This window comes from Pseudoalteromonas sp. OF7H-1 (assembly GCF_022347825.1).
In the GTDB taxonomy this organism is placed as follows: Bacteria; Pseudomonadota; Gammaproteobacteria; order Enterobacterales; family Alteromonadaceae; genus Pseudoalteromonas; species Pseudoalteromonas maricaloris.
In genome coordinates this window covers 168,572-187,764 of record NZ_JAKRFX010000001.1, presented here as the reverse complement: position 1 = coordinate 187,764, position 19,193 = coordinate 168,572, and the positions used below count along the sequence as shown (strand labels likewise).

Sequence of the window (19,193 nt, the reverse complement as noted above, 5' to 3'; positions counted from 1 at the left end):
AACTGCTTTTTTGTGAGCGAAATTATGCGTAAACAGGTAATTTAGCGCAAATTGCTTTTACTTTTTCTTTCACTTGTGCCTGTACAGACTCATCATTGATGTTGTCTAGTACGTCACAGATCCAGCCAGCAAGCTCTTTCGACTCAGCTTCTTTGAAGCCACGACGAGTGATTGCAGGAGAACCGATACGCAGACCAGAAGTAACGAACGGTGAACGTGGATCGTTTGGTACGGAGTTTTTGTTTACTGTGATATTTGCACGGCCAAGCGCTGCATCTGCATCTTTACCTGTGATGTCTTTATCAATCAGGTCAAGTAGGAACAGGTGGTTTTCAGTTTTGCCAGAAACCACTTTATAACCACGCTCCTGAAGTACCGCAACCATAGCTTGTGCATTTTTAACCACTTGCTCTTGGTATGACTTGAACTCTGGCTGTAGTGCTTCTTTGAACGCAACCGCCTTCGCAGCGATAACGTGACATAGAGGACCACCTTGGCCACCAGGGAATACGGCAGAGTTTAGCTTTTTGTAGATTTCTTCATCATCACAAGCAGAGATGATAAGACCACCACGAGGACCCGCTAGCGTTTTGTGCGTTGTTGTTGTTACAACGTGTGCATGAGGCACTGGGCTTGGATAAATACCAGCGGCAACTAGACCTGCAACGTGCGCCATATCAACAAGTAGGTAAGCGCCTACTTTATCAGCGATTTCGCGGAACTTCGCCCAGTCAACGATCCCTGAGTACGCAGAGAAACCACCGATGATCATTTTTGGCTTGTGTTCAAGTGCTAACGCTTCAACTTGCGCGTAATCGATTTCGCCAGTTTCTTCGTTTAGACCGTACTGGATAGCATTGTACGTTTTACCAGAGAAGTTTACGTGTGAACCGTGCGTTAAGTGACCACCGTGAGCAAGGCTCATACCTAGCACAGTGTCATGTGGCTGAAGTAACGCTTGGAATACCGCCGCGTTTGCTTGTGAGCCTGCGTGAGGCTGAACGTTTGCGTAAGTCGAACCAAATAGCGCATTGGCGCGGTCAATCGCAAGTTGCTCAACCACGTCTACGTGCTCACAACCGCCGTAGTAACGCTTACCTGGGTAACCTTCAGCATACTTGTTTGTTAGCTGAGAACCCTGCGCTTCAAGTACACGTGGGCTACAGTAGTTCTCAGAAGCGATAAGCTCGATGTGCTCTTCTTGACGTGAAGTTTCTGCTTCAATCGCTGCAAATAGTTCTGGGTCAAAATCTGCAATATTCATGTTACGTTCTAACATGGTTTCTCCTAGGTAAACGTAAGGGTATTTTTAAAGACAATCTAGCATCACAAGATAACCAGTTTGCCTATGAAATCAGCATGGGCATATTTAAGCAGGGATTGAATTTATTTCACACCCCTATCGCGATGATATTTTTTTATTTAAACATTAATATTTTAAATAAGACAACCCAAGTTGCATTTGAAAAGCTAATATAGTCTTGAAATTGACCTTATCTGAGTGGACGTTCTACCCACTCAGACAGGTTCTCTGATTTAGTTGAGTTTTGCTAACATTGCCGCCTTCAAAGCATCATAATCTGCACTAAGCGGCTCTGCCAAACATGGTTTTTGCAATGCATCGTTCAACGGTTTAGGCATATCAAGCTGCTGATTTAAAACACCTTCTACAGATTCTTTAAATTTCGCAGGATGCGCAGTGGCAAGGAAAATTCCGGTTTCATCCGCTTGAGAGTCCAGCGCTAATCCCTCGTAGGCTATCGCAGTGTGCGGCTCAGCCAAGTAACCTTTGTCATGTAATTCTTGCATTACCGCCTGAGTCCGCGCTTCTGACACCGAACGTGAATAAAAGTCATGTTTGTTAAAATCCCCTCTTTCTAACATGATTTCAACACGAGGCCAGTTATTAGGTTTACTCACGTCCATCGCATTAGAGAGTGACTCTAAAGTGTCGTTTGGTTGCCACTCACCCGAGGCAATGTAACGGGGCACAGTATCATTTTGGTTTGTCGTGGCACTTAACTTAGCAATAGGTAATCCAATCGCCGCCGCAATCATTGCTGCACAGACGTTGCCGAAGTTACCACTTGGCACTGAAACATGTACTTTATCACGCTGCGATTTAGGTAATTGCGCTAGCGCTTCAAAGTAATAACACACTTGTGCCACTAAACGACTGATGTTGATGGAGTTTGCCGAATTAAGACCAAGCTTTTGCTTTACTTCGTCATCAAGGAATGCAGACTTTACCATCGCTTGGCAGTCATCAAAGCTGCCATCTACAGCATAACAATGAATGTTTTTCCCAAGTGTTGTAAACAGCTTTTGTTGGGCAAGCGAAATTTTGCCATGAGGATAAAGGATCACCACATCGACATTTTCTTTTTCGTAAAATGCATGGGCAACGGCGGCGCCCGTGTCACCACTTGTTGCGGTGAGGATAGTCACGCGCTCACCTTGATTAAACATGCTAATGCATTCCGCCATAAAGCGGCCGCCAAAGTCCTTAAACGCCAGTGTTGGTCCATGAAAAAGCTCTAAACAATGCTGATTTTTAGCAACTTCGACTAACTTAGCTGGGAAATTAAAGGCGCGTTTTACCATCGCATCGAGCGTATCTCGTGGTAGTTCATCGCCAATAAGGTGATGTAGTACCTTGGCACTACGCTCAGCAAGAGGTAATTCAAGTAGTGCATCAACATCCGCAATACGCTCAAATGTAGGAGGGAAAAATACCCCTTGGTTACGACCTAAACCGATTTTTACCGCTTCAACAAATGAAACAACCTGATGTTCGTCTTTTAAATTCACTAATTTCATTACTTTTGATCCTTTAATTCTCTTGTGCCAAGCGTATCTAATCGGCAAATATGGCTAAAACCAGCTTCATTAATGTAATTTTGTTGCAACCATTGCTGCACTGCATTTGCCTGTTGCTCAGACTTACAAATGCTAAATAGCGTAGGCCCAGCCCCTGAAATACTCACCAGCTCGGCACCTAAAGCTGGTAGCGCGTCTTTTGCCTCACTAAAGCCAGCAATGAGTGGCGCTCTCGCTTCCTCGGCAATACTGTCTTTCATCATCGACAGTGCTTTATCAAATTGACCTGACTGCATCAATAAACAAAAGCCCGACAGTCGCTGGGCAAATTCCACCGTATGATGCAAAGAAAATTGCTGCGGTAGTGCTTGTCTTGCTTTCGCTGTATTCAATGCAAAGCCAGGATATGCAATAACATAAAACCAGCTTTCATCATGCGCAACGCTGATTGCTTTGCTTGGAATGCAGTCCGCAGTCAGTTGTAGTCCACCAAGGTAGCATGGCGTGATGTTGTCGTAGTGACGACCACCACTGACTTTTGCTTCAAAGTCGGCCATCAATTCAATGAGCGCCTCTTGGCTTAATTGCGTATTGGCAAAATCATTGAGTGCAGCAAAAGCGGCAACCACAGAGCAGGCGCTAGAGCCTAGACCTGAACCAACAGGGAGGCCCTTATACAAGGTCATGGCAACCGCAGGCATGCTGGGAGCTACATACTGTTTGAAGTGCTGTAAACACTGAAACGCCAAGTTGTCTTTAGGATCGGCGGAGAGCTTTTCAGCATATGGACCAATACAATTGAACGTATCACGCTCTGCGGCTTCAACACTGATCTGATCACCCAATAAACTGCCATCAATAGGCTGGAGTGCGGCGCCAAGGGCGTCAAAGCCAACACAAAAATTGCCCATTGACGCTGGTGCATAAAATGTCTTCATAACTCCTACCTCGACAGTGTTTTTAGGATATCAGCAAATACGCCAGCAGAGGTTACTTCTGCGCCCGCGCCATAACCTCTGATCACAAAAGGCTTTGGTTGATAATATTGGCTTAAAATAGCCAGTGCGTTTTCACCATCGCGAATATCGTACAGAGCGTGCTCTTTATCTACCGCTTCAATGCCAACGCGGCATTTACCGTCAACGATTGAACCGACATAGCGTAGCACTTGGCCTTGTGCTTTTGCCGCAGCAATACGCGCTGCGAAAGCATCATCTAATTGCGGTAATTGCGCCATAAATTCATCAACACTGGCGCCCTCAGCAAACCCTTCAGGTAATACTGATTCAACTTCAATATCACTGAGCTCCAACGGCAGTCCCGATTCACGGGCAATGATAAGCAGTTTACGCGCGACATCCGTACCAGATAAGTCATCGCGCGGATCTGGCTCTGTAAAACCACTTTGTTTAGCTTTCTCTGTCGCTTCCGATAGCGATAAACCATCCGACAATACGCCGAAGATATACGATAGCGAGCCAGACAAAATACCACTGAATGAAAGCAATTCATCTCCTGCGCCAAACAGCAATTTAAGGTTGTCTAATACAGGGAGTCCGGCGCCAACGTTGGTTTCGTATAGAAAGTGACGGCGCTTAGCAAGTGCAGCCTGCTGCAGTGACTGATAATACTCATAGCTGCCAGTATTGGCTTTTTTGTTGGCCGCAACGACGTGAAAGCCCGCATTAAGAAAGTCTAAATAGCCATCGGCAACGAATTGAGCCGCACTACAATCGACAATCACAGGGTTAATTAAATGATTTTGTCGAACAAACTGACTCACCTGTTGTAAATCAAAGCCCGACTCCGCTTTCTCAAGCGCCAGCTCCCAGTTATCAAACGGTACGCCTTCTGGGTCTAAGTAACACTTACTTGAGTTTGCAATGCCATAGAGATTCAAACGGATATTGCGTTTTTCAAGCCATACTTGCTGCTTATGAAACTGCTTCATTAATTCTTGACCCACTAGACCGCAGCCAATCAAGAAAACATCGATGGATGGCACGTGCGTGAAGAAGTTTTCGTGACACACTTTTACTGCATCTTGGCAAAGTTCACCGTCAACCACCGCCGAAATAGAACTCTCCGTTGAGTCCTGCGCGATGGCAACAATATTCACCTGAGCCTGTGCAAGTGACGCAAAGAATTTGGCCGCAAGACCTTTGTGCGCTTTCATGTTGTCGCCAACCAAAGTAACGATAGCAAGGTTACGTTGCACTTCAATTGGGTCAATTAAGCCAGCTTGCGTTTCAAGCTCAAACGCCTGTTCAAGCGCAACCAGCGCAAGTGTTAAGTCTTGCTCATGGACACAAAAACTGATGCTGAATTCACAAGAAGATTGCGTAATAAGTACGATGGATACATTATCTGCTGCCAGTGCGGAAAAGACCCGAGCAGCCATGCCAACCTTGCCTTTCATCCCAGGTCCTGCCACGGTCAACATAGCCAGTTTATCAAGACTCGAAAGCGCTTTTACCGGAGCCTCGCCACCGCCTTGAGCACAAATCAGTGAACCCGGCACTTCTGGGTCATGAGTATTTTTAATTTCACAAGGCACATCTGCTTTGGCGCAAGGTAAGATTGTTTTTGGGTGCAACACTTTAGCGCCAAAATAAGATAGCTCCATCGCTTCTTTATAAGATAGCACGTCAACCTTAGTCGCTTTCTTTATTAGGCGAGGATCTGCACTGTAGACACCATCAACGTCAGTCCAGATTTGGCAGATTTCGGCTTCAAGACACGCAGCAGCGACTGCCGCAGAGTAGTCAGAACCATTGCGACCAAGTGTTGTCAGCTCGCCCGCTTCATTGCTTCCCGTAAATCCTGCCATGATATAAAAACGCGACGCTTGGGCACGCACTAATTCTGCAAAACATAGCTTACTTAGCTTAAGGTCAACCTCGGCATCAAGATACCCGCCCTGCGTTTTTACACAAGCGTCAGCATTGAGCGCCACTGAGTCTGATTGCAGCATAGTGTCCATCAGCGCAACGCTAATGCGTTCACCAAAACTAATAACATAGGCTCTTGCTTGATCTGGGCAGTGTCCCAGTAACTTGGCCCCATCTAATTTATTCTTAAGTAATTCAAAGTCAGGCCAGCCTACAACACCACCGTACACCGCTTGTACTTCATCGTATAAGCCTTGGCTGCGGGAAGTAAATGACTGCCACTGGGAGTCAAACGCTTCTCCTCGTCCAGCCAAATCAGCAAGCTCAACGAGCTGATCTGTCATGCCACCGGGAGCCGACAGCACGATAAGCGCTTGTTGTTGGCCATGGTCTTTAACTAGCTCTCTGACTCTTTGTAAACAGGCAAAATCTTTGAGGGAAGACCCTCCAAACTTTAGTACTCGCATCATTTTTCCTCATTCCAAAAACAAAAAAGGCCTGTGTTCTTAGTGAACACAGGCCTTTTTCAAACTCGCACTGACCTATGCCACTATCCCGTTAGGATGGTGGTTGTAATAATGGTCGTAGTGATAATATTCGTTTTCATAATTTTAGAGTGCCTGAAGTTTAGCCGCGCTGTCAATACGAAAGAGCAAAATAGATTATGCAAATTTCTAATAGTGACATTTGTAATTTGCATAGATAAGTTATCGGATACCAAACTGGTGCAGTAATTCTAATAACTGCTCTGCTTTAACCGGTTTTTCTAAAAACCCTAACGCCCCCAAATTTGCTACTCTTTCTTTCATCTTGGCCTGAACATCTGCCGAAATAACCACCACGAAACATTCAATTCGGTGTGCTTTTATTGCCTCTAACACAGCAATCCCATCAAGTATTGGCATGGTTAAATCCAGGCACAATAAATCTATTTGCTGAGTTCTCAATAAATCAATCGCCTGCTGGCCATTCTGTGCTTGGTGCAAGGTCAGGTCTAATTTGCTCTGTAAGTTTTTAATGACTTGTTTACGGGCGACAGCCGAATCATCGCAAACTAAGACGGAATAACTCATAAAGTGGTCAGTCTTGTACTATCGTTAATAAAACGGTCACTGGATATCGCTATCTTATAACACATTAAACTTTCCTAGGTAAGGCGCTAAAAAGCATAATTAATGAAGATAATTATTTATTTTTAACCATTTATTGGCTAACTTTAAAAACAGATTATACAAAGGCGATGAACTTACCGTAGGAGCTCAGCTTAATTCATGCTGCAAAAAAGCCTCTCAAAAAAATTGCTCACCAATGTGCTGTCGGTTTACTTCCTTCTAACCTTTGTCGTCACATGTGGTCAAATCGTTGCTGAATACGTCAATACCAAAGACTATATTCGCAATGAACTTACCATGCTGCAAAAAACCTTTAGCCGCAGTTTGACCCGTGCCATTTGGGAACTCAATACGAAGCAGACCGTTACTACGGCTGAGGGGCTACTTGCGATCCCCATGATCGAAGGAATTATTGTACGTGATGACAGCGGTGAGATTATTTCGCAGCTTGGCCGCTCACTAGATATCCACGAGCTATATAGCCAACAGCTTGTTCAAGAAGAAGCAATAATCGAAGATACGCCCTCTGGTTTATTTGGTTATACATTTCCGTTGATTTTTGAATTTTCGGGACGTGCAACACAAGTCGGTGATGTAACATTGTTTTCTAGCCGAGAAGTCGTCTTTAGTCGCATTATGATTTCTATCTACTTTTTGATAGGTAATGCGATGATCAAGACAACATTCTTGATTATTCTGTTTTTAATTGCCTTCAGAAAGCTACTTACCGAGCCATTAAGCGACCTCACCGAGCAAATTGAAGACTTTGAGGTCGACAACGTTGATGGCCATAAAATAGATATCGGCGCAAAAGAGCGCAATGAACTAAAGATCATGGAAGAGGCATTCAATAAGCTGATTGATAAGGTCTCTGAATATCGTAAAAAACTCGATCAAACTCAAAAAGAGCTTTTGATCAGCAATGAAAAACTTGATCAACATAACATTCAGTTGGAACAAGAAGTTGCACGTAAGACCTCAAACCTGAGCCAAGCGATGATGGATCTTCAGCAACAAAAATATGAATTAGAAAAGCAGAAGTTAACGCTCACAGAAGAGATTGATTTAAGAAAACAAACAGAAGAAGAACTATTAACGAAACAAAAAGAACTTGAGAAGTACGTAGATGAGCTGAACATGGCACAAGAGCGCCTAGTGGGCTCTGAAAAAATGGCGGCACTTGGTGGTCTCGTTGCCGGTATTACGCACGATATTAATACGCCCGTTGGTATCGGCGTGACTGCGACGTCGTTTTTACAGGAACGTTTAGATCAGCTTGAGGCGGCGTACAACGGAAAAACCTTATCACCAAAAGCGTTAGAAGAATTCATTAGCGAAGCAAAGCAAAGTGCTAGCCTACTTACCACCAATTTAGACCGTGCATCGGAACTTGTCGCAAGCTTTAAACAAATTGCAGTCGATCAGGCCAGTGAAGCGGTTCGTACCATTAACCTGAAGCAATACCTTGGTGAAGTGATCCGCTCATTACATCCAAAATTGAAGAAAACTCATCATCAAGTGAATGTTGAATGCCCTGAAGACATGACGCTAAATTTACCAGCTGGGGCAATTAGCCAAATATTCACTAACCTTATCATGAACTCTTTGATCCATGGTTTTGAAAATCAAGACCAAGGACAAATAGATATTAAGATTAAAGAAGACAATGGTATGGTTAATATCGTCTACAAAGACAACGGTAAGGGCGTAAGTAAGGCCCAACTAGACCGGTTGTTTGACCCCTTCTTTACGACCAAACGCGATCAAGGTGGCAGTGGGCTTGGTACCCATATTACCCTAAACCTCGTAAAACAAACTTTGAATGGGGATATCGAAGTAAATAGTGAAGAAGGCAAAGGCCTCACCTACTACATCAGCTTCCCAAAAGACTTACAAAAACCAATGGCGATGTTTAGCTAACCAAGTTTAGAACACGACAACCGTCCAATACGCCAAGCTGCAAAGTGGCGTATTGGCGCAAGATATATCCCCCACCACCAAACATCATCTAGTGGAATACAAGCCGTGACCTTTTTGTTATGATGACCGCAATTTTATTCCAGACGGGCATATTTCTATGTGGTTCAGTAACTTAATCTGCTACAAATTCAAACAAGATGTAACTTACGCACAAGAAGATTTCGAAAAAGCACTCGAGCAGGATATTTTTCGTCCTTGTGGTAGCCAAGACATGACCACTTTTGGCTGGACAAAAGCCTTCGGTAAACATGGTCAGATGCTTTCACATTTTTCTCAAGACAGTATCTTAGTTTGTGCTAAGCGTGAAGAAAAAGTGCTTCCTGCAGCCGTAGTCAATGAAATGGTCGCCGAAAAAATTGAGCAAATAGAGCAACAAGAAAATCGTCCAGTAAAGAAAAAAGAAAAAGACGATATTAAAGAAAATATCCTAGCCACTTTATTGCCTCAAGCGTTCAAAAAATCGAGCCTGCAATTTGCTTTTATCGACCAAAAATCAGGTTGGGTGATTGTAAATAGTGCCAGCTTCAATAAAGCGGAAGAACTACTTGCACTACTGCGTAAGTCTCTGGGCACGCTTCCTGTTGTACCTGCTTTTGCAAACTATGATTTAGACTTACAGCTAACACACTGGCTCACCGAGTTTAGTGCACCTGAAGGCTTTGCAATAGGCACCGATGCTGAGTTGCAAGAGCCAGACGACAACGGCGCTCAGGTAAAGTTAAAACAACATGACCTTTCATCAGACGAAATCAAAACGCACCTAGAAAATGGTAAACGTGTGACTAAACTCGCGTTAGATTGGCGTGAGCGCGTGAAGTTCGTTTTACAAAACGATGGCACATTAAAGCGTTTAAGCTATGCAGAAGCACTTAAAGACCAAAATGCGGATATCCCTAAAGAAGATCTAGCCGTTAAACTTGATGCTGACTTTATTTTGGTATCGGAAGAAATCAAAGAGTTGTTAGAAGATCTAACCAAAGGTCTTGGTGACGACGAAGGCCTAGAGTCTTAATTTAGTATCACCTAGGGCCTGTTGGCCTCTGGGTACGAAAAATTGATAGCGGATATGGCTATCAATTTTTCTTAATCCTGCTCAATACTTTATCTTCACAAGGTCACTTTGCGCCAATAGCGAACGGATTACACGCACTCAAGTACGAGCGTATAGTTACTGACTCGCCACTTTATTTGCACTAACCAACGCATTTGTCGCGCTTTATTTACTCGTCAATGGCATGATAGCAATTCGGCTTTGGCAGTAACGCTTTGCTAACCTGAATTTCAGGTATCGAAGACAATTTACGCCAGTAGTCCGATACCCGAAAACGGTAACTCGTACAATTAAACGGAGTTTGACGCGCGTGAATGTAAAAAGCATTTCATTGGCTTTAATAGTAGTGATAATTTGGGGGCTTAACTTTTCGGTCATTAAATTTGGCCTAGCAGAGTTGCCTCCTATTTTATTCTCAGGCTTGCGTTTTTTGGTAGTCGCGATCCCTGCAGTATTCTTTATTCCTTTTCCTAAAACGTCGGTATGGAACGTACTCGGTGTTGGGCTGTTTTTAGGTGTGCTTAAGTTTAGCTTGCTGTTTATTGCGATGGAGTCAAATGCATCAGCCGGCATTGCTTCTTTGCTGCTACAAGCCCAAGTCATTTTCACGGTTTTGCTAAGTGTTTTGTTGTTAAAGGAAACCATGGATCGCTTTCAAGTGGTGGGGATTAGCATTGCAACGTTTGGCTTTAGTTTGTTTTTTATCAACTCGTCTGGGTCAACGACAATATTGGGCGCGGTGCTCATTCTATTCGCAGCATTATTTTGGTCGTTTTCAAATCTCATTATGAAGCGCCTGCAAGACGTTAATTTACTCCACTTTATTGTCTGGGTAAGCCTAGTGCCGCCATTGCCACTTTTTACACTGTCTTATTTTATTGAAACTGATGCCCCATTGACCTTACTACTAAACACTACAACACAGTCTTGGCTATCCATTGCCTATGTGGGTTATATCTCGACACTAATTGCATTCGCAATATGGGGTTGGCTACTTAAAAATCACAAGGCCGCGGCAGTGACGCCTTTTGCTTTATTAATCCCTATTGTCGGCATTGTAGGTTCAGCACTATTACTCAATGAGCAATTGATGTTAATGGAAGCCGTTGGGGGTGGTTTTATTTTATGTGGCTTAACGATTTCAGTTACAGGTGCTCGGATAAGCAGAATATTTAGAAAGCCCCGGGCTGAGGCTATGCCCTAAACGCCAAAGACCTCAACAGAGGTCTTTGTATTCACAGTAAGCAAAAGGCGCTAAGCAAACATTGTTTTAACGTCTTCGAGTACATTCAAATAAGTGTCATCAGCAAACATATTCACCTCTCTTATTACCCCTTTTTCTTCATACTGTTTTAGCGCTGCAGACTTATCCGACACCTGCAAAATACCTTCTACAATTGCACCAACACGAATAAAGTCGACATAACAAACATGTTCAGGCCGATAATTTGGATTTGCCCAGCTTTCTGCGACTTCAACAAACTCATCGGTGAATTCCCACTCTCGCATTATTGCCCCCCCAATTTTGCCGCCTAATTTCTGGATGGCATGAGCCAAAAAGCTTGGATTGGCAAACACTTCAGGGTGACGTTCGGCCTCCGTCAAAATCGGTAAAACACCGATATTAAACACCAAAGAAGCCAAAGTGATTGTATCTTTGTTAAGCGACGTATGCTTATTGACGCGAAGATAAAAATCCATCGTTGTTATCGCTTGGCAAGCAACTTTTAGCGTTTTCTGCCAAGCTTTGTCCATGTAAGTCTTGATAAGCTTGTTATTAGAAACAAATAGCTGCTCCATCGCCATTGCAGTCGCTATATTCTTGATTTGTCTGAGACCGATACGAGTTACAGCTTGGTTTAAGGTGTTTACCTTCACCGAACGGCCCATAAAAGCGCTGTTGGCAACTTTGATCATACGTGCTGCAAGGGCCGGGTCGTGAGAAATAACATCTGCCATCTGCATCAAGTTAATTTCAGGGTCATCTGCCGCTTGCCTAACTCGCACTGCGATTTCAGGTAATGTCGGCAATACCAAGGTGTCGTTATTAATTCTGTCAGTTAGAATTGTGAGCAAAGCATTTTCTGTAGACATGAAACCAAATCCCTTAATAACTGAATAAAAGACCCGACTACAAGCGTAAGCTTATGGCAAAAGTAAGCACTTGCTTGCTGGAGGTCACACTGCTGATTTTTAGTATCTATGACGTAAGTATTGTCTAACTTTCGGATAAAGTTAAGAAAATCTAAAAAAATAATATTTTATTTATATACCCTCAATAATTAGCAAGTTAGAATTCATAGCATGCGGTGTATTGTGGCAAACTTTGCCGCAAAAATACTGAAAATGACCCACAGCTGGACACAAATGATGACCTTTCACGTTAACAGCGGCTTGCGTATCACACGCCAACCTAAGTTAACTAAGTATTGTGATACAAAATCGTGTAAGGTGATCGCCACATAATTAAGACAACAAGGGAGCATTATGAAACACTCTATGATTTCAGTTGCAATCGCGCTTGCAACAGGTCTCACCCTAACTGGCTGCTCTGAGCCATCAACCTCTTCAGAGAAACCTAGTGCACAAACTGAGCAAGCACAAGTTGATACTAAACAATCAGGCTATAAGCTAGTTAATGCATCTCAAGATCGGCTAGATATTTATACCCCAGTAACACTCGAAACAGACTTGAGTCACTTAAACGATAACCAGAAAAAGATGTTAGCTTTACTCATCGACGCTTCGGTTATTATGGATGATTTATTTTGGCAGCAAGCGTTCGGCGAAGACAAAGCAACATTCCTAAGCAAAATCTCAGACGAAAAAGTACGCCAATTCGCGGACATTAACTATGGGCCTTGGGATCGTTTAAATGGCGACCAAGTTTTTCTTTCTGGCTTTGAAGAAAAAGCACTGGGTGCAGAATTTTATCCAAGCGACATCACCAAAGACGAGCTAAATAACGCCGATGTAAAAGATAAAACAGGACTGTATTCTGTTATCCGCCGCGATGAAAGCGGCAAGCTATACAGCACTTCTTACTCATCCGCGTATAAAGCAGAATTGGATAAAGCCGCAGAGCTTTTACGCCAAGCAAGTAAACTGGCACAAGACAAAGAGTTTGCAAACTACTTAAACTTGCGCGCAGATGCATTAGTCAATAATAGCTACCAAGCGTCTGATTTCGCTTGGATGGACATGAAGAATAACCCAATTGATGTGGTGATTGGCCCAATTGAAACCTATGAAGACCAGCTATTTGGCTATCGCGCCGCTTTTGAATCTTACGTTCTGGTTAAAGATTTGGCGTGGAGTGAGCGTCTCGCTAAATTTGCTGCTTTCTTACCTGAGCTACAAACTGGCTTGCCTGTTGATGATAAATACAAGCAAGAAGTGCCTGGATCTGATGCTGACCTAAATGCATATGACGTCATTTATTATGCAGGCCATTCAAACGCGGGTAGTAAAACCATTGCGATTAACCTGCCAAATGACGAAGAAGTGCAACTCCAAAAAGGTACACGTCGCCTACAGCTTAAAAACGCCATGCGCGCAAAATTCGATAAGATCTTAGTACCAATTGCTGATCAACTTATCGTCCCTGAGCAACGTAAGCACATCACCTTTGATGCTTTCTTTGCTAATACCATGTTCCATGAGGTGGCCCATGGTCTAGGCATTAAAAATACCATTACAGGTAAAGGTACTGTGCGCCAATCACTGCAAGAACACGCCAGTGCGCTTGAAGAAGGCAAAGCAGATATCCTAGGCCTATATATGGTTGAGCAACTACTTAAAAAAGGCGAGATCACCGAAGGTACGCTTGAGGATTACTACATCACCTTTATGGCTGGTATCTTCCGCTCAGTACGTTTTGGCGCATCCAGTGCGCACGGTAAAGCAAACATGATCCGCTTTAACTTCTTTAAAGAAGAAGGCGCGTTTTCTAAGAACACGGATGGTTTATATCAAGTGAATATGGAAAAGATGGGCGCAGCGATGGAGAAACTGTCTAACCTTATCCTAACGCTACAAGGTGACGGCGACTATCAAAAAGTAGACCAACTGATCGCAACACACGGCGATATCAAAGCGGAACTACAAAAAGATCTAGATAAGCTTTCCAAAGCGAACATTCCTGTTGATGTTACCTTTAAGCAAGGTAAGCAGGTGCTAGGACTGTAATTACCGAGCACACCATGGTAGTGCTTACTACCATGGTGTAATTAATCCTAGATACAATAATCTTTGATTTCTCTTTGGTGTTTTTTGATGGCTTTTGTAGCTTTGTCAGATTTAGCAATCGCTAAATTTACTTTCGCATCATCGCATTTGTCTTGTAGCTCTTTGCGCATCAGATAATTTTGATCTTGCTGTTGCTGCGCCAACCCTTCCACACCACTATATTCAGTTCTGGATTCTGGTTCACGATCTTTTTGATAAGGCTCTGGCACAGTCGCCTTACAGGCGGATAATAATGATACTGCCAAAATAACAACTAAACTTTTATTCATATCGCGTACTCCTTGATTTAAAACGGCAAAAGTCAATTTCAGTTATAACAGTTCCAGATATAAACACAAAACACGTAGAGCTAAAAAGTTTGTAAAGCGCTTGATGTGTTTTCAGTCTCATGGCCTTTTTGAGGCTTTAAGCAAAACTCGCTTTTAGCTGCTCAACTTCCTCATCACTATAGGGTTTTGCTGGATAGAGTCCCCAAACCGGTTTTGGCCATGCAATATCGGTTTTAAATCGTGCAATGTGGTGCACATGTAGTTGCGGCACCATATTACCAAGCGCAGCCACATTTAATTTATCTGGGGTAAAGGTGTCTTGTAACAAACGACTCAGCTTAGCCGATTCTTGCCAAAATTGAACTTGCTGCGACTCAGGTAAATCAATAATTTCTTTCGCGCCCACAACCCTAGGTACTAAGATAAACCAAGGGTACTGAACATCGTTCATTAACAACACGCTACACAGCGGCCACTCGGTAATTAAGATACAGTCTCGTTGTAATTCTTTAGCTAATTCAAATGACATAGTGAACTTCTTTAAATCCTATTTACTCGGCACTCTATCCGAATTTGTTGCTATTGCAAAGCGGCTTCATTACCATCCGATCAGACTTTAAAAATATAACAAGGTGGCTACCGTGCACTCTCGCATTAAACACTACACCATCGCCCTTCCGTTAGCGCTTGCCTCTGTCACCGTTAGCGCAGAGCAACTAACGCTAGAGCGACTTTTTGACGACCCGTCTCTTTCAGGTAAAGCGCCTGTAAAACTGCAATTTTCTCCTGACGGTTCTCGTGTTACTTATCTTCAAGGTAAAAAAGAAGACTATAACCGTTACGACCTTTGGGAATACAATCTAAAAGACAATACCAACCGCTTGTTGGTAGATTCTGCGGCGCTATTTTCTGGCCCAGAGAACCTCTCAGATGAAGAAAAAGCACGTCGTGAGCGTCAACGTATTTTTGGCCGTGGTATTTTAGAATACAAATGGTCAAAAGATGGCAAAGCGCTACTTTTCCCACTCAATGGCGACTTGTACTACTATGAAATCGCTTCTGGTAAGAGCAAGAAACTAACGGAAACGGAAGCATTCGAAACCGACGCTCGCTTCTCACCAAAAGGTAACTTTGTTTCTTTTATTCGTGAGCAAAACCTCTATGCCATTGACCTTAAATCGGGTAAAGAAACGCAATTAACTAAAGACGGCGGTGGCGTAATTAAAAACGGCATGGCTGAGTTCGTTGCTCAAGAAGAGATGAGCCGTATGACGGGCTATTGGTGGTCGGGTGATGAGCAACAAATCGCCTTCACACGCATTGATGAAAGCCCTGTTCAAGAAGCCATTCGTAACGAAATCTATGCCGAAGAGGTCAAGTTATTCAATCAACGCTATCCATATACTGGTACTGCTAACGTTGAAATTGAACTGGGTGTTGTAAAGATCAATGACCAAAAGGTGGATTGGATTGATTTAGGCGACGATAAAGATATCTATATTGCCCGTGCAAATTGGTTAAAAGACAACAAAACATTGTCATACCAGTGGCAAAATCGCTCACAGCAAAAACTGGAACTGCGCTTTTACGATACTAAAAGCAAAAAACAGCAGGTTGCCCTGACCGAAACCAGTGATACTTGGATTAACCTACACTTTGACCTTGAATTCTTAAAGGACAAAAAGCATTTCGTTTGGGCATCTGAGCGCGATGGCTTTAAACACCTTTACCTGTACAGAACCAATGGCCAACTTGTCCGCCAAATTACTAAAGGCGATTGGATTGTTGAAAGCCTTCAGGGCATCGATGAGAAAAAAGGTATCGTATACTTCTCCGGCCGCAAAGACACACCGCTTGAAAGCCACCTATACAGCGTACCACTTTTTAAAGATGGTGATGCAAAACGTATTACCGAAAAAGGCAGCTATCATAGTGTCGTACTGGCGAAAGATAACCGCACCTTTATCGATAAAAGCTCTTCTGTAAACCGTCCACCAGCCGTTGCGTTACGAAAAGTGAATGGTGACTTTGTGACTTGGCTTGAAGAAAATGCGCTGAATAACGAACATCCGTTAACGCCTTATTTGAGCAATCTAGCTACGCCAGAATATGGCACGCTTAAAGCGGAAGATGGTCAAACCATGTATTACCGCTTATTTAAGCCAGCAAAGCTTGAAAACGGTAAGAAATATCCGGTTATTGTGAACGTGTATGGCGGACCTCATGCACAACGCGTGACCAACAGCTGGCGTAGCAAAAACTTGTATTTCCAATATCTTGCACAACAAGGCTATGTGATTTTCCAATTAGATAACCGAGGTTCATACAACCGTGGTAAAAAGTTTGAAGATCCAATCTACAAGCACTTAGGTGTAGTGGAAGTGGCTGACCAAATTAAAGGCGTTGAGTTCTTACGTACACTAGAGTACGTCGACCCTGAGCGTATTGGTATTTATGGTCACAGCTATGGTGGTTACATGGCGCTGATGACAATGTTTAAAGCAGGCGACTACTTTAAAGCTGGTGTCTCTGGTGCGCCAGTAACAGATTGGGCTCTATATGACACGCATTACACTGAGCGTTACTTGGGTCACCCAGATACAAATGCTAAGGGCTATGAGCAAAGCGCGGTGTTCCCTTATGCTGATGGACTAAAAGGCCCGCTGATGATTTATCACGGTATGGCGGACGATAACGTACTATTTACCCATGCAACGAAACTATTTAAGCAGTTGCAGGACGAGGTTAAGCCATTTGAAATGATGACTTATCCAGGCTCGAAGCACAGCTTACGTGGCAAAAAAGTACAAACCCACTTGCATCAAACCATTACTGACTTCTTTAATCGTCATTTTGAGGTTGAAGCTAAGTAAACACTTAATAGCGCCTAGCTTCCTATGAGCTGGCGCTTCTTATTTTCTCTACATTTAGTTCTAGTCCATTGGTCTAATTGTTTATTCTTCTAGACTAAGAAAAACTGAATTTATTGTTCTATCTCAAGTTATTACTACTAAGATTAATTAGTATGAATTGATGAGGCGTTTGCGCTTCTACTTTCAATAATAAAAACGACATAAGGATTGCGTTATGTCCAAACAGTTTTTTCGAAATCTCACCATTTTCCAGCGCCTCGCGTTACTTATCATTGTCGTTATTATCGGCGTTATCCTTCAAAGCGCAGTAAGCTTATCGCAACAGTATGATGCTCTCGAAAAGCAGCAATATCATAAAACTCAAAACCTTGTTGAAAATACCTATAGTTTAGTGGCTTACTTTCATCAACAATATGTATCTGGGAAACTCCCAGAGGCGCAAGCGAAATCCGCAGCCCTTGATGCCGTTGCCGCTTTACGATACGAAGGTAATAATTACTTTTGGATCAACGACTATCACCCAAAAATGGTGATGCACCCATTTAAAAGCGAGCTCAACGGCAAAGATCTCAGCCAATCAAAAGATCCCACCGGCAAGCGCTTATTCGTTGAAATGGTACAAGTGGCAGAAAAAAGTGGTGCGGGATTTGTTCCCTACCTGTGGCCAAAGCCCGGTAAAGAAGCTCCTGTCGAAAAAATATCTTACGTCAAAGCGTTTACACCTTGGGGTTGGATCATCGGCTCCGGTGTGTACCTCGACACTATCGAAGCTGAGTTTGCACACATTCGAAATTTGCTATTAATTGAGATGGCGGTGCTTATTATTTTGCTATTCCCATTTAGTGCAATCATAGGTAAGAGCATCATCACCCCCATTCAACAAGCCAAAGACATGATGAAAGATATCGCTCAAGGCGAAGGCGATTTGACTCGACAACTCGACGAAAGCGGCAAAGATGAGATAACCGCGCTTGCCAAATATTTCAACTTGTATACTGAGAAGATGCGTCATTCCATCGCGACAGTGGCCCATAACGCCAAAGAAGTTGAAACTTTGGCCAATCAGGTAAAAGCGGCTGGCGAAGAAAACTTGGCATTTATTGAGTCGCAAAATGACAATAGCCGCCAAGTCGCCACGGCTGCCGAACAAATGACCATGCAAGTTCGTGAGATCAGTAGCAATGCAGACACTGCAGAGCATTCCGCCGCAGACGCGCGCAATTACAGTGAAAAAGGCAAACAAACTATTTCTCAAACCATCGCCGCCATTAAAAAACTGTCAGAGCAAATTCAATCTGTGAGCGTGACCACAACGAGTCTTGCGCAAGAGAGTCAGCATATAGGGTCGGTGCTCGATGTTATTCGAGGTATTGCGGAGCAAACCAATTTACTTGCATTAAACGCGGCAATAGAAGCCGCTCGAGCAGGTGAACAAGGACGAGGCTTTGCCGTAGTTGCAGATGAAGTACGCACCCTTGCAAGTCGTACAGGTCAAAGCACAGATGAAATCCACAACATGATCGAGCGACTGCAAAAAGAAGCGCAGCAGGCCGTAGCAGCAGTTAAAATTAGCCAACAAATCTCGGAGCAAACGGTTGAACAGGTACAGCTTGCCGATAACGCATTAACCGAAATTGAGCGCCTTATTGACGCTATCTCGGATATGAGTACCCACATCGCCAAAGCCACCGACGAGCAAAGTCTTGCAGCACAAGAAGTTAATGAGCGAATAGCTCAGCTTTCTGACTCCACCCATCACTCTTTGGATACCACACATTCACTCAACAACACCAGTGAGCAACTAACACGAGCAAGTCACGAATTGAGTGACATAGTTAACCGCTTTAGAGTATGATATCCACCTTGCAGAGCACCTGTCAGTGCTCTGCTTCTTGCCCAATATATGATTGATATTCCTTATCTTGTCGATAAAAATAATCCGTGAGCGT

Annotated in this window: 14 protein-coding genes; 6 read left to right on the top strand and 8 right to left on the bottom strand. The window is 43.4% G+C overall.

The features are described 5' to 3' along the window. Window positions 1-22: 22 nt before the first annotated feature. From glyA to MHN30_RS00815, 5 genes are all read right to left on the bottom strand, one after another. Complete coding sequence (glyA, locus tag MHN30_RS00835; protein WP_010372111.1) at window positions 23-1,279, bottom strand: serine hydroxymethyltransferase; 1,257 nt, start codon at window positions 1,277-1,279, stop codon at window positions 23-25. A 257-nt stretch (window positions 1,280-1,536) separates the two neighbouring features. Next, the gene (gene thrC, locus MHN30_RS00830; RefSeq protein WP_239357006.1) at window positions 1,537-2,820 is read right to left on the bottom strand and encodes a threonine synthase; all 1,284 of its coding nucleotides are present in this window, start codon (window positions 2,818-2,820) and stop codon (window positions 1,537-1,539) included. Continuing rightward, on the bottom strand, window positions 2,820-3,758 hold the full coding sequence (gene thrB, locus MHN30_RS00825; RefSeq protein WP_239357002.1) for a homoserine kinase: 939 nt from the start codon (window positions 3,756-3,758) through the stop codon (window positions 2,820-2,822). Before thrB ends, thrC begins: the two co-directional genes overlap by 1 nt. A 5-nt stretch (window positions 3,759-3,763) precedes the next feature. Continuing rightward, window positions 3,764-6,178, bottom strand: coding sequence for a bifunctional aspartate kinase/homoserine dehydrogenase I (thrA, locus tag MHN30_RS00820; RefSeq protein WP_239357701.1), 2,415 nt, complete (start codon window positions 6,176-6,178; stop codon window positions 3,764-3,766). A gap of 240 nt (window positions 6,179-6,418) precedes the next feature. Then, a complete protein-coding gene (locus MHN30_RS00815; RefSeq protein ID WP_239356995.1) occupies window positions 6,419-6,784 on the bottom strand; it encodes a response regulator in 366 nt (121 codons plus the stop codon). Window positions 6,785-6,982: 198 nt separating this feature from the next. Here MHN30_RS00815 and MHN30_RS00810 point away from each other — a divergent pair, with 198 nt between their 5' ends. The 3 genes from MHN30_RS00810 to MHN30_RS00800 all read left to right on the top strand — a co-directional run bounded on the left by MHN30_RS00810 (window position 6,983) and on the right by MHN30_RS00800 (window position 11,058). Further along, window positions 6,983-8,743: a HAMP domain-containing sensor histidine kinase gene (locus MHN30_RS00810; RefSeq protein WP_010372128.1), complete on the top strand. Its 1,761-nt coding sequence runs from the start codon at window positions 6,983-6,985 to the stop codon at window positions 8,741-8,743. Window positions 8,744-8,900: 157 nt separating this feature from the next. Then, entirely contained in the window at window positions 8,901-9,815 is a 915-nt protein-coding gene (gene rdgC, locus MHN30_RS00805) for a recombination-associated protein RdgC (RefSeq protein ID WP_010606126.1), read from the top strand. Between the two features lie 370 nt (window positions 9,816-10,185). After that, window positions 10,186-11,058 (top strand): EamA family transporter, encoded by an 873-nt coding sequence (locus MHN30_RS00800; RefSeq protein ID WP_239356980.1) that lies wholly within the window; start codon window positions 10,186-10,188, stop codon window positions 11,056-11,058. A gap of 50 nt (window positions 11,059-11,108) precedes the next feature. On the opposite strand, the gene MHN30_RS00795 is transcribed toward MHN30_RS00800, so the two are convergent. Beyond that, the gene (locus MHN30_RS00795; RefSeq protein ID WP_017216375.1) at window positions 11,109-11,948 is read right to left on the bottom strand and encodes an HDOD domain-containing protein; all 840 of its coding nucleotides are present in this window, start codon (window positions 11,946-11,948) and stop codon (window positions 11,109-11,111) included. A 393-nt stretch (window positions 11,949-12,341) separates the two neighbouring features. Between MHN30_RS00795 and MHN30_RS00790 the strand changes: the two genes are divergently transcribed. After that, complete coding sequence (locus MHN30_RS00790) at window positions 12,342-14,042, top strand: Zn-dependent hydrolase (RefSeq protein WP_239356969.1); 1,701 nt, start codon at window positions 12,342-12,344, stop codon at window positions 14,040-14,042. A gap of 47 nt (window positions 14,043-14,089) precedes the next feature. Here the strand turns inward: MHN30_RS00790 and MHN30_RS00785 are convergent, their stop codons facing one another. Together MHN30_RS00785 and MHN30_RS00780 are read right to left on the bottom strand one after the other, a co-directional pair. Then, window positions 14,090-14,371, bottom strand: a complete 282-nt coding sequence (locus tag MHN30_RS00785) for a hypothetical protein (protein WP_010606121.1) — start codon at window positions 14,369-14,371, stop codon at window positions 14,090-14,092. Window positions 14,372-14,507: 136 nt separating this feature from the next. Continuing rightward, window positions 14,508-14,900 carry an HIT domain-containing protein gene (locus tag MHN30_RS00780; RefSeq protein ID WP_211858344.1) on the bottom strand — a complete coding sequence of 131 codons (393 nt, stop codon included), beginning with the start codon at window positions 14,898-14,900 and terminating at the stop codon, window positions 14,508-14,510. 112 nt (window positions 14,901-15,012) lie between these two features. Here MHN30_RS00780 and MHN30_RS00775 point away from each other — a divergent pair, with 112 nt between their 5' ends. Further along, window positions 15,013-17,244 carry a S9 family peptidase gene (locus MHN30_RS00775; RefSeq protein WP_039493718.1) on the top strand — a complete coding sequence of 744 codons (2,232 nt, stop codon included), beginning with the start codon at window positions 15,013-15,015 and terminating at the stop codon, window positions 17,242-17,244. A gap of 214 nt (window positions 17,245-17,458) precedes the next feature. Next, on the top strand, window positions 17,459-19,099 hold the full coding sequence (locus tag MHN30_RS00770) for a methyl-accepting chemotaxis protein (RefSeq protein WP_045988951.1): 1,641 nt from the start codon (window positions 17,459-17,461) through the stop codon (window positions 19,097-19,099). Window positions 19,100-19,193 lie beyond the last annotated feature (94 nt).

Coding starts and splice junctions, on each gene's coding strand:
- MHN30_RS00780 (WP_211858344.1), bottom strand. CDS start 14,900: ATGTCATTTGAATTAGCTAAAGAATTACAACGAGACTGTATCTTAATT.
- MHN30_RS00815 (WP_239356995.1), bottom strand. CDS start 6,784: ATGAGTTATTCCGTCTTAGTTTGCGATGATTCGGCTGTCGCCCGTAAA.
- glyA (WP_010372111.1), bottom strand. CDS start 1,279: ATGTTAGAACGTAACATGAATATTGCAGATTTTGACCCAGAACTATTT.
- MHN30_RS00795 (WP_017216375.1), bottom strand. CDS start 11,948: ATGTCTACAGAAAATGCTTTGCTCACAATTCTAACTGACAGAATTAAT.
- thrA (WP_239357701.1), bottom strand. CDS start 6,178: ATGCGAGTACTAAAGTTTGGAGGGTCTTCCCTCAAAGATTTTGCCTGT.
- MHN30_RS00785 (WP_010606121.1), bottom strand. CDS start 14,371: ATGAATAAAAGTTTAGTTGTTATTTTGGCAGTATCATTATTATCCGCC.
- rdgC (WP_010606126.1), top strand. CDS start 8,901: ATGTGGTTCAGTAACTTAATCTGCTACAAATTCAAACAAGATGTAACT.
- MHN30_RS00770 (WP_045988951.1), top strand. CDS start 17,459: ATGTCCAAACAGTTTTTTCGAAATCTCACCATTTTCCAGCGCCTCGCG.
- thrC (WP_239357006.1), bottom strand. CDS start 2,820: ATGAAATTAGTGAATTTAAAAGACGAACATCAGGTTGTTTCATTTGTT.
- MHN30_RS00790 (WP_239356969.1), top strand. CDS start 12,342: ATGAAACACTCTATGATTTCAGTTGCAATCGCGCTTGCAACAGGTCTC.
- MHN30_RS00810 (WP_010372128.1), top strand. CDS start 6,983: ATGCTGCAAAAAAGCCTCTCAAAAAAATTGCTCACCAATGTGCTGTCG.
- thrB (WP_239357002.1), bottom strand. CDS start 3,758: ATGAAGACATTTTATGCACCAGCGTCAATGGGCAATTTTTGTGTTGGC.